Here is a 10,100-nt window from a genome sequence, read left to right as displayed (position 1 = left end):
AAATCCTTTGGAAAAGGGGCCTCTACTGTCTTTTGGACCCCATCAGCCAGCATAAATGAGATTGAGCGGGCATGTAGGGCCAAGCGATCAAAGCCTAAAAGGTGGGTAGCCTTGAGATTTTCAGGCTCATATAAAGGATCGGCTACGACTGGGTGGTGCATGGATTTGCAGTGCACGCGGATCTGGTGAGTGCGGCCAGTTTTTGGCTCTAGCTCTAGGAGAGTGGCGGAGTGAGCTCCTATCTCAGAGTAAGTGTCTCCTTCGCCCTCCTTACGCCCGAGGACCCGATAATACGTCACCGCTTCACGGGCTTCTCCGCGGGAGCCGGCCTGAGCAGACCAACGTCGAAAATCCGATCGACTACGGGCAATAGGCCGATTGATCACTCCCCTATCTGTTTTGACAAGCCCATATACAAAAGCTAAATACTTCTTCAAGATTGTATGATTTTGAAATTGTTTTTTAAAAAAAGTAAAAGCTGATTGGTTTTTGGCTATCAATAAAACCCCTGAGGTCTCACGGTCGAGTCTATGCACAATACCTGGGCGATAGAGAATAGTGCCATCTGCTAGAGTCATTGGCTCGCCTACTTCCTTGATGGCATCTCCGTATCGGTCGATGATCCAGTCGCACAGAGTCACTCCTTCACTGTTTTTTGAATCAGGGTGCACCATCAGACCTGCGGGTTTATTGATGGCTACCACGTCATTATCTTCGTAAAGCACTTCGATTTTTGGTTTTTGCGTCTTTTTAGGGGATTTTTCTACTTTCTTTTTTATTGGGCTTTTCTGCATGCCTCATATATAACATATATATGCCGTGTGGGCTATGTTTCTTTTTTCAATATGTAATAAAAGACATAAAAAATATGCTTTATATTGCATATTGAAGAAAACTACACTTCCTGTCGCGAATAAATAAATTTGAAATAAAACCAAATATAGTCTATGCTAGGGGCTGCCAGATGTATTTAGTATACGCGCGATTAGCTCAGTTGGTAGAGCAACTCATTTACACTGAGAAGGCCGGGGGTTCGAGTCCCTCATCGCGCACAACGCAGTGAGACCTACTCATACCCCTCAAGAGAGCGGTATTCGAGTAGAGTCAAGTACAAAAAATTGGTTCGATTCTTACCTCGTTTTTTGCTAGACGATAGATACTTTCTTGTTCGCCATCACGATCTTGCTCTTTAAGCAGGAGAGCATTTCGCGTTTCTCGAATATAGTACCGCTTCGTAGGACATATTTGGCGTAGTTGCGAATATCGATATCTGTCGTCTTGATGTGAATAGGCCTCTCACCAAGTAGTCCCCTCTGAAATCGACGGTGTCGATCGATTTCATCCTTAATCTTAGCCTTCATGCCAATCTCATTTAGGTCAATCTTGTCGATGATGTGGGCAATCTGTTCAATGAGGTCTTCTTCTCTCATCTGACCTCCTTTACATGAGTGATCCCGATATTTACAGCACCGATAGTAAACATACCTATGAGTATCGCCATTCTTGAGGTTCTTGTATTTTTCATCGGCGGTGATGCCTGAGCCGCATAATCCGCAGGTAATGAGCTTGGTAAATGCAAGGTCTTTGCCGTAGCTTTTCATGACATGCTCAGCTATATTCTCTTGGACTTGATCGAAAAGGTCTTTGGTTAAAATAGGCGTATGTTTGCCTTGATACCACTGACCACTCTTTTTGGGATATTCAAAGGTGCCGTAGTAAAAGTGACATCGGAGGGTGAGATAGATATTGCTTAAGTTCAAAGGCTTGCCGCTTTTGGTAGTAAATTTGATCTCGTCTTTCAACCACTTATGTATACGTCTGCCACTCCATTTTTCGTATGCCACTTTCTCAAACATCTTTTTTATTACTGGCGCTCTATGGGTATCGATATGTACCTGACACTTCTCATCTTTGTTCTTGCTGTTGAGATACCCCACTGGCGCAGGTGCGGGCCAGAGCCCCATCTCGCATCGAGCTCGCAGACCTCGCTTCACGTTTATGACCTTATTATCATTTTCGAGCTTGGCTTGTGAGCCGAGGATCATCAGCAAAAATTTTTCATTCGGATTGTTGCTGAATTTCTGGCCGCCGTATGTGCGGATCTCTTTCAGTAGCCCTTGATCCATGAGATCGACGATGCGTCCGAGGTCGCCTGCGTTGCGACTGATGCGGTCTGGTGCCCATGTGAGGATACCATCGAATTTGCCTTGCTTGATTTCTTTAATAATTTCCTCGAAAATAGGACGTTGTCCTGCCTCTTTGGCTGAATGAGATTCCTGTTTCGTGACAACAATATCAATATCCTGTTCCCTCGCCATTTTTTCCATCTCCTTGATCTGACTGTTGATAGAGAGGACTTGCTGGTCTTCCTCCTCGGTCGACTTGCGGGCGTATAGGCAATACTTGATTCTTGCGGGGATTGATCCTTTACCCACCAATCCAATAGGCTGTTGTGGTATATGTGTCATATACCTACAAGGGATGACGCAACCCTCTCGATGAGTCCAGACCCCCCCTAGTTGGTAAGATGTAGGTAAGTAATTACTCAAAATATCCAATGGATGTTAAAATAATCTAATGAAAAAGATTCTTATTTACGGAGCTGGATCCATCGGCATATATTTAGGAGCTATGCTCAAAGCCGACGACAATGATGTCTATCTCTTTGGCAGAAAGAAGCTCACGGATACAGGCGATAAGATTCTCATAGATGGCACTGAATACGACACGCCAAAAAAATTATTCGAACTTCCATTTGACGAGACGTTTGATTATATTTTCATAAGCACAAAGCTATACGACCTTGAGGAAGCCTTTCTGTCCATAAAAAAGCACGGCCTGAAGTGCTCGATACTCACAAGCATCCAAAATGGGCTGGTCGATAATTCAAAATACACAGATATCATTCCACACCAGCCTTTTCTTGTCATTTCAGTATTCGAGGGTTTCAATATTAAAGACAATAAACTGACGACGCGATCAACCGCATTGGGTTGGAAGGTCGATGATACGGCCGCAGGAAAAACAATCAGTGATCTTTTACTTCATGCCAAAATCTCGTGTCGCACTGAAAAAAATCTTGATGTCATCCGCGCAGAAAAAACTATAATGAACTGCTGCCTGAATGCCCTTTCGGCAATGGAAAACATGACTTTTTTTGAGCTATTCAGAAATAATCAGACTGAGGAAAAAATATCAAAACTATTTGACGAGTGCTATGCCGTACTCTCAGCTTATTTTTCTCTTGATGAAAAAGATGTAATGAAGCATAGGATGTACGATGTATGTTCAAAGATGCAACATTACTCTTCCTTACAACAAGACTTGCGCTCTGGCAGAAAAACGGAGATAGACTTTTTGAATGGGTACATCATCGAGTTAGGTAGAAAGAAAAATATACCCACACCAGAAAATCAGGAGATTGTTACTCGATTCAAACATGTTTTAACCCCGTAGCATGTTTCCACGCTACGGGGTTTGAGATGTTCCTTACGAAACTAACCATGCCACCGTTACCAGTGACCATGTGATTTCATTTCCGATTTCAGAGATTAAGAGACCTCGACGATTCCGATCCCAGCCAGTCTTGCTTGTGCCTCGACAAATCTGGTAAATGCGAGTCAGTGTCAGTGTGTGGAAGGTGATTACCATAACGGTATTCAACCCCTGTCCACCCACTTGATACACTTTCCACGCCATTACCACCTGTGGCACCGACTTGAAGATCAGGCTATAGACACCCTTCATGATCGGATCGAGCGTAGCGATATTCTGGGCTTTCGAGTAGACGAATGCCAAGACCAACGCAACCACAACGACTAGACCAGTAAAGGTGTCCCGCATATCCCAAAGGCTTTCTGCCTTCGCAAGCATTACCACCAGGAATGATCCGTAGACCACCGTTCCCAGGATATAAATCGCTACTGTCTGCTTCGTCACTCTGCTCGGTTGAGCTTTATGTGAAGCGATCGACAGATAGAGATTGATGCAGACGAACAGTCCGGTAAAGAGGAACATGCTAGTGCTCAATCCACGAGTGGAGTGAACAAGCATGTGCTGGGTTTGGAATCCGCCGAAAATCACCGCGAGAATCATCTGAAACCAGTAGAGAAAATCTCCAACTAGGTTATTTTGAGTTTTCAAGAGATACCTCCTGTTTGTCTTGGCCTATTTTAAGCTTAGCGTAAAGCACCAAAACTCTAGTACAATTATATCATGTAAATATACTAAAGTCAACAAAACGTCATGGTTCAATACCTTGGAATCACCCCAGTGGTTTAAGCTATGTATATGGCATATACAACAAATGAAAAGCTCCCGGAGATACGCGCACAAGCCGTCAGGCTTGTGCGCGAGGGCTGGTCGACTAGAAAAGCGGCTAGGCACTTCGGGTACACGCAAAGCGCGGTGGTGAAATGGTGCAAGCGTGCTCCGAAAACATATGATCCTAAGAGGATCGAGACAAGAAGTTCTGCTCCACACACATCGCCTGCATCGCTGCCGAAAGAAACAGTAGGCCGCATCATCCATGCAAGGTTGAAGAGCCGCCGATGTGCCGAGGTGGTGCATGAGATGCTGAAAGCCGAAGGTGTGAAAGTTTCCTTGTCTTCGATTAAAAGAAAATTAAATATATACGGACTGCTTAAGAAGCGCAGTCCATGGAAAAAGAGAAGGATGTACCCGCCAAGACCTGAGGCGAAAAGCCCAGGAATGCTGGTCCAGATCGATACCATCCACTTCGCAACCAAAGACGGCAGGCGCATCTACGTCTACACCGCGCTCGACGTGTATTCAAGGTACGGCTTCGCCATACTTGCAAAGAGGATCAGTGCTAAGCACAGCACATCATTCCTCAAAAAAGCAATTACATATTTTCCATTCAAAATCAAAAACATCCAGACAGACAACGGATCGGAGTTCAGTTTCTTTTTCACTGATTTTGTCGTGAGGTACGGAATGACCCATCGGCACATTCACCCAAGGTCGCCGAACGAGAACGGGCATCTCGAGAGATTCAATCGAACCATTCAAGAAGAAATCGGGAGATTCGGTTGGTGCATATTCACACGAAAAGACATTCGATCATTTCTCAAATATTACAATACAGAACGAATGCACATGGGCATTGATTTTAAAACGCCGAGCCAATTGATTACAAAGTGATTCCAAGGTGTTGACTAGAATACACAAAACCCAATATTTCCTATACTCAACAAAATCAAATGTCTATTATACGCCCTATATTATAGGTATTATTGTAAATCAATCTTTTTCCAATCCTCAAAAATTTGGCTTTGTTTGGGTTTTGTGGGGGTCGTCCGATTTGTCCGATTTTGTTGAAATGAGACATGTCTCACATACCCCGAGTAGTGTCTCATTTGTCTCATTTTGATATGGTTGAGGCATATTTCAGGACAGAATGAGACACGTGTTTTTGGTGTGTCTCATTTATAAATCACCTGAAATGGCACGAAAATGGGACATTCTAAATATGCCCTTTTCGTGTCCCATTCCTCCCATTTTGTTTTTGGTACCCAGACCTATACCCCTCAATCTGATATACTGAAATCCCCTCAAAGATGCTTACGGTACCTTGCACCACAAAGGTTTAGACTGGAGAGGGGCACCAGAACAGAAAACGAAGATCCTCACTCTTTCGTCGTAAGATACCCCACCCAAAAATTCCGCTTATAGCTTCTGTCATTCAGACAGGAATAACTAGTCTTTTTGTTCAACTCTAAAATTTTAAAATATTTTCCGTATAAATTTATAAAGTCTTCCCTAGAAAAAACTCGTTCGTACAGATCCAACTCTTTCATATAATAAGTGTCGTACTCTTTTCCGGGAGAAATTTTTAGGAGATTTTTAGCGTTGGCATCACCCTCTTTACATAGGGCTTTCACAAAAAAGAAACCGTCTGGCTTCAAAACTCGATGACATTCCGCTAAATATAATTCCCTTCCTTTTTCATCCAGAGAATTTGAAGAAGTCACATCCAAAAGAATACCCACCGACCGATCCTCACACAGAAATTTTGCTCCGATATTTTGTTTAAGATATTTGATGGTCAGACCAGAGCCTTCAGCTCGCTCTCGGGCAATTTTGATGGCTGTATCTGAGATTTCAAACCCAAAAGCTTCCGCTCCTAGCTCCGCAAAATAAAAAGAGTTTCGACCTGTGCCAGAGCCAAGATCAAGCACTTTTAGGTCTTTCATTGGAAACTCGGTACCAGCTCGCTTCAATTTCTTTTTTAAAAACTTCACAAAACGCACCACATCGTTTTGAGGCTTGTTGTCCTTGGTTAAAAGTTTAGATTTCTGATATTCTTTTTCCCAAGCATTTTCTTGCATAAAAAAACTATAGCATAGAAAGTCTGAAGTGGTGCTCCTGGTAGGAATCGAACCTACATTAACGGCTTAGAAGTCCGCTGTTCTATCCATTGAACTACGGGAGCATTTTGCAAATCTATCATCGAGATACCGAAGGGTCAATACTCGTTGGACCATTGCCTGCCTGGGCTCTCTGAAATAGATCCGCTTTGTGGTCAAAAAAACTGATCACTTTTTTAAGATCGGCCTGATGGCTCATGGTGCTGGTGGGGCTGGAGGTATCTGCAACTGAAACCGAACTAAAAAGGGTGCCCTGATTGATCTCGAAAAAGAGATACCCAGCCAATACGAAGTTTAAAAGATTAATGACAATCCCCAACAGCAGGATCAAACTCCAGTCGCCGTATGGCTCATGCCCAAAAGAAAAATTTTTCCACTTTTTTGAAGCAGTTTTGGATGATACGGGGCTGGTTTTTTTCTTAAAAAAAGATAAATTCATATTTTTATTTTATTGCATCTTAACGACAGAAAAATGGTATGTGGCAGTCCAGATATTTTGAGATTTTGGGGAGGTCGACGTCGCTCCGGTGATACCCGCTCCGCTTGCCGACTTGTCCAAATCAATTCTGGTAATATCCAAAATATATGGAGAAGACTCAAGCAGAGAAATAAAACGAACCGTTTCCGACCACGAGCCCGAAGTAGCAAAGGTCACTCCGATAGATTGCTTGCCCAAGGCATCCAAACCATTGCCATTATCCAGAGTAATGTTCTGAGTAGCATGCTGTAGGCCAACCGATGTGGCGAGTGATTCTATTTGAGTAATAAATTGAAGAGTGTTTTGGTCGCCACTCCCGACAAAATATGAATTCAAGCGATCCAAATATCCCTGGCTTTGATCCACAACAGACTTCAACGCCTGAACATGCTCATTGCTCTGTGAAAGCTGGCTTACTTGCGCGGCCAAAACGGCATTTTCTTCACTGACAGAGCGGACTTTGGAAAAAATCAAAAAATACCCGATTGCGGCGGCAACAACCAAAACAGCCACAAGGATAAAGAGACCGCTCGAGTTTTTTGGGTTTAATTTCATTTTTTTATGACTTGAAGAGGTAATGAAAAATTAATCGACTTTTCGTGGACAAAACTGGAGACAGGAAAACTGGTATTTTTGTAAAGCCCTGTCCCGTCTAGGGATGTGGCAAAATCAATCAGCTGCTGACGTGAAGAGGCCACCCCGGCAATTTCAATCGAAACAGGTCCGTCAAAAGCCGTCTTTACGTAGGAAATATGGTTGAGGGTCACGCCGGGAATAGTGGCTGCGGCTGTTTCTGTAATAAGCTGTGAAGCTGTATTTTGGCTTGTTGGCACCTTGATCGCCTTGAGGGTTTGGGTAGTCTGATCGACCACAGACTTCAGAGCATCGTCGCTTTGTTTTTGAAGTTTCAAGCTCAATTTTAAATCCGCCGTTTGAAAATTTAAGGTATTTTGTTTGGTCTTGACCAAAACCAAAGAAGGCACAAGCAACACTCCGGCCACAACTAAAATAAATAATACTCCGGCCAAAAAAACCGTAGCCAATCTCCGGTGGTATTCGGCTAAAACTTTTTTCTTATGTTGAAGAGGAAGGAGGTTTAACATATAAAATTTAGAGTGGGCGCAGTTTATTAAAGTTAGGTGAAGCTACTCCTATGACTGCCCCATAGTCCAACGCTTCAGACTGGTCAATGGGCGGTATATACTCATCAAAAGAAAAAAGATTGATCCAAACATTGGCAATCTCGACCTCAGCCTTGAGGCTAGTAGCTAGATATTCTCTAAAGCCAATCAAGGCAGCATCCTTGCCAGAAAGGATGACCTTGGCAATCGGTGCCCGTTCCCCGGCTGACGTTATTTGAGAAAAAGGAGAAGGCCTTGTGACCCTGGCTACTTCAGAGGTTTCTTCTGAAAGCCTGGACTTGGCTGCCTGGCTTTCCTCATTTTTTTTGTAAGATTGCCAATACGTATAGATACGTCCAATTTCATCCTTGATAGCTGAAGAAATATTGATCAAGGAAAGAAAAAGATCGTTATTTTCCGGACTTTTGATGAAGCCTTTTTCGTGTTTGATTTTTTCAGCTTCTTCGTGAGAAACATTAAATTGCTTCATGATAGCGGCGGTAAAATCATCACTGCCGATGTTGAGAGTCGAAGTAAACTGAGTAGCCTCTTCTGAAACGATAGACAACCCTGTAGTTTTTTCTCCCAAACGGACGAGCAAATATGTCCCCACATCTCCGTATTTGATAGTCGAACGAGAAAGAGCCTGAGGTTCAAGTAAAAAAGAAATCGGCGTCAACCCGCAGTGTTCAAAAAGAGCAATAAAGCCATTGACCACCGCTTGTGGCAGAGTAGACACCGTCACTAAAACTTTTCCATTTTTTTGGCTGCTCCTTATTTTGTGATAATCAAAAATGGCTTCATCCAGGGAAAGAGGCACATTTTCCTCGAGATGAAACTCGAGGTTGTCGCGGATTTCCTGGTCACTGCCGTCTAGCACCTCGGCGCTAAAAAGGTAGGCTTTTTCTTCAGGCAAGGTGGCCTCAATAAAAGTGAGCTTGTATTTGGTGCGTATTTCTATTAAAGCGTCGACGAGTTCTTTTTGCTCAATTAGCGGCTTATTGAAGTCCACCGCCGTTGAGAGTTTTTTTTCGCCGTAGCGGCCGACCCGAAAATCTCCTCCGCCATGATTGATTTCTATAAAACGGATAGCAAAAGGAGATACTTCCAGGCCAACATGTGGCATTTCCAAAAATACCGGGATGGGGAAAGCTTTGAGAAGAGAGGTACTAAGTGACATAAGAATATATCTAAAAAATATATTCCTTATTATAGCGCATTATTTCAAAATAACACCTGCTGGAACCTCCTCGAGAGGCCCTATCAAGGTGAAAGCTTCTTCGGTTGAAGCGGCCAGGATCATAGCCTGACTTTCAAGCCCGCGAATGGTGCGGGGCTCTAGATTGATGACAAAGCAGTATTTTTTTCCGATCAGACTGATAGGGTCTGGAAAGTGGAGAGAGATGCCCGACACCACTTGGCGAGGGTTTGCCTCAGCAAAGTCTACTGTTAGGCGCAAAAGCTTGTCAGTCTCTGGCACTTTTTCAGCGGTAAGGATTTGACCCACGGCTATTTTTACTTTTTTAAAATCGTCGAAAGAGATTTGTTCGTTGTTCATTTTATTTATTTTTATCTATATAACTTTTGAGGATCAAGGCGGCGGCCGAGGCGTCGAGGAGGTCGGAGCGCGAGCCCTGCAGTCTCCCCGCCTCGGCCGAGGTCATAAACTCAGGCTCTAACACAATGGGTACAGATAATTTGGATTGGAGTTCACTTTTAAATTTGTGGACTTTTTTCATAATATCATTTTCCTTTCCATCAAAACCTCGCGATTCTCCAAGAACAATCTGGCTCACATTTTCAGCCTGACATATTTTTACTATCTCATCAACTACTCGGGTCATCCCGATATTTTCAATGACGGCATGCGGAAAAGCGTACTGACTTGTCTCATCAGACAAAGCCACGCCCACGCGCTTGGTGCCAAAATCAATCCCCATCAGTTTAGTCATGGCGGTATTGTAGCGCGCTTTGAATAATTTGTCCGCTCAAATCATATTTTTGCCGATAAACCTCTTTTCTGCTAGTATGATCCGCGGTGAGGTGGCAGAGTGGTCGATCGCGTCAGTCTTGAAAACTGAAAGGCTCGAAAGGGTCTCGAGGGTTCGAATC

General features: G+C 43.5%; 12 protein-coding genes and 2 tRNA genes. 3 read left to right on the top strand and 11 right to left on the bottom strand.

The window, feature by feature from the left end; all coding sequences use genetic code 11:
• A partial coding sequence (locus tag PHF79_02855) for an RluA family pseudouridine synthase (GenBank protein ID MDD5318733.1) occupies window positions 1-794 on the bottom strand: 794 nt, incomplete at its 3' end.
• A 185-nt stretch (window positions 795-979) separates the two neighbouring features.
• On the opposite strand from PHF79_02855, the gene PHF79_02850 reads away from it, so the two are divergent.
• Window positions 980-1,052 (top strand) — tRNA-Val (locus PHF79_02850).
• 93 nt (window positions 1,053-1,145) lie between these two features.
• Here PHF79_02850 and PHF79_02845 read toward each other — a convergent pair.
• Window positions 1,146-2,468: a recombinase family protein gene (locus tag PHF79_02845; GenBank protein MDD5318732.1), complete on the bottom strand. Its 1,323-nt coding sequence runs from the start codon at window positions 2,466-2,468 to the stop codon at window positions 1,146-1,148.
• Window positions 2,469-2,577: 109 nt separating this feature from the next.
• Between PHF79_02845 and PHF79_02840 the strand changes: the two genes are divergently transcribed.
• Entirely contained in the window at window positions 2,578-3,456 is an 879-nt protein-coding gene (locus tag PHF79_02840) for a 2-dehydropantoate 2-reductase (protein ID MDD5318731.1), read from the top strand.
• 33 nt (window positions 3,457-3,489) lie between these two features.
• Here the strand turns inward: PHF79_02840 and PHF79_02835 are convergent, their stop codons facing one another.
• Complete coding sequence (locus tag PHF79_02835; protein MDD5318730.1) at window positions 3,490-3,939, bottom strand: hypothetical protein; 450 nt, start codon at window positions 3,937-3,939, stop codon at window positions 3,490-3,492.
• A gap of 351 nt (window positions 3,940-4,290) precedes the next feature.
• Between PHF79_02835 and PHF79_02830 the strand changes: the two genes are divergently transcribed.
• A complete protein-coding gene (locus tag PHF79_02830; protein MDD5318729.1) occupies window positions 4,291-5,163 on the top strand; it encodes a DDE-type integrase/transposase/recombinase in 873 nt (290 codons plus the stop codon).
• 485 nt (window positions 5,164-5,648) lie between these two features.
• Here the strand turns inward: PHF79_02830 and PHF79_02825 are convergent, their stop codons facing one another.
• The 8 genes from PHF79_02825 to ruvX all read right to left on the bottom strand — a co-directional run bounded on the left by PHF79_02825 (window position 5,649) and on the right by ruvX (window position 9,940).
• The gene (locus tag PHF79_02825) at window positions 5,649-6,350 is read right to left on the bottom strand and encodes a class I SAM-dependent methyltransferase (protein ID MDD5318728.1); all 702 of its coding nucleotides are present in this window, start codon (window positions 6,348-6,350) and stop codon (window positions 5,649-5,651) included.
• A gap of 29 nt (window positions 6,351-6,379) precedes the next feature.
• A tRNA-Arg gene (locus tag PHF79_02820) sits at window positions 6,380-6,454 on the bottom strand.
• Window positions 6,455-6,468: 14 nt separating this feature from the next.
• Window positions 6,469-6,828, bottom strand: coding sequence for a hypothetical protein (locus tag PHF79_02815; protein MDD5318727.1), 360 nt, complete (start codon window positions 6,826-6,828; stop codon window positions 6,469-6,471).
• A 9-nt stretch (window positions 6,829-6,837) separates the two neighbouring features.
• Window positions 6,838-7,422, bottom strand: a complete 585-nt coding sequence (locus PHF79_02810; protein ID MDD5318726.1) for a hypothetical protein — start codon at window positions 7,420-7,422, stop codon at window positions 6,838-6,840.
• Complete coding sequence (locus PHF79_02805) at window positions 7,419-7,970, bottom strand: hypothetical protein (GenBank protein MDD5318725.1); 552 nt, start codon at window positions 7,968-7,970, stop codon at window positions 7,419-7,421. Before PHF79_02805 ends, PHF79_02810 begins: the two co-directional genes overlap by 4 nt.
• Window positions 7,971-7,977: 7 nt before the next feature.
• Window positions 7,978-9,168, bottom strand: coding sequence for a pilus assembly protein PilM (pilM, locus tag PHF79_02800; protein ID MDD5318724.1), 1,191 nt, complete (start codon window positions 9,166-9,168; stop codon window positions 7,978-7,980).
• A 39-nt stretch (window positions 9,169-9,207) separates the two neighbouring features.
• Window positions 9,208-9,546 carry a hypothetical protein gene (locus PHF79_02795; protein ID MDD5318723.1) on the bottom strand — a complete coding sequence of 113 codons (339 nt, stop codon included), beginning with the start codon at window positions 9,544-9,546 and terminating at the stop codon, window positions 9,208-9,210.
• 1 nt (window position 9,547) lies between these two features.
• Window positions 9,548-9,940: a Holliday junction resolvase RuvX gene (ruvX, locus tag PHF79_02790; GenBank protein ID MDD5318722.1), complete on the bottom strand. Its 393-nt coding sequence runs from the start codon at window positions 9,938-9,940 to the stop codon at window positions 9,548-9,550.
• Window positions 9,941-10,100: the final 160 nt, after the last annotated feature.

Source organism: Candidatus Paceibacterota bacterium (assembly GCA_028714275.1).
Classification (GTDB): domain Bacteria; phylum Patescibacteriota; class Minisyncoccia; order Phycocordibacterales; family CAINVO01; genus CAINVO01.
This window is presented reverse-complemented; position numbering and strand designations above follow the sequence as displayed.

Excerpts from the sequence above, each read along its gene's own strand:
- pilM (MDD5318724.1), bottom strand. The coding sequence starts at position 9,168 with ATGTCACTTAGTACCTCTCTTCTCAAAGCTTTCCCCATCCCGGTATTT.
- PHF79_02795 (MDD5318723.1), bottom strand. The coding sequence starts at position 9,546 with ATGAACAACGAACAAATCTCTTTCGACGATTTTAAAAAAGTAAAAATA.
- ruvX (MDD5318722.1), bottom strand. The coding sequence starts at position 9,940 with ATGACTAAACTGATGGGGATTGATTTTGGCACCAAGCGCGTGGGCGTG.
- PHF79_02845 (MDD5318732.1), bottom strand. The coding sequence starts at position 2,468 with ATGACACATATACCACAACAGCCTATTGGATTGGTGGGTAAAGGATCA.
- PHF79_02805 (MDD5318725.1), bottom strand. The coding sequence starts at position 7,970 with ATGTTAAACCTCCTTCCTCTTCAACATAAGAAAAAAGTTTTAGCCGAA.
- PHF79_02815 (MDD5318727.1), bottom strand. The coding sequence starts at position 6,828 with ATGAATTTATCTTTTTTTAAGAAAAAAACCAGCCCCGTATCATCCAAA.
- PHF79_02810 (MDD5318726.1), bottom strand. The coding sequence starts at position 7,422 with ATGAAATTAAACCCAAAAAACTCGAGCGGTCTCTTTATCCTTGTGGCT.
- PHF79_02830 (MDD5318729.1), top strand. The coding sequence starts at position 4,291 with ATGGCATATACAACAAATGAAAAGCTCCCGGAGATACGCGCACAAGCC.
- PHF79_02825 (MDD5318728.1), bottom strand. The coding sequence starts at position 6,350 with ATGCAAGAAAATGCTTGGGAAAAAGAATATCAGAAATCTAAACTTTTA.
- PHF79_02840 (MDD5318731.1), top strand. The coding sequence starts at position 2,578 with ATGAAAAAGATTCTTATTTACGGAGCTGGATCCATCGGCATATATTTA.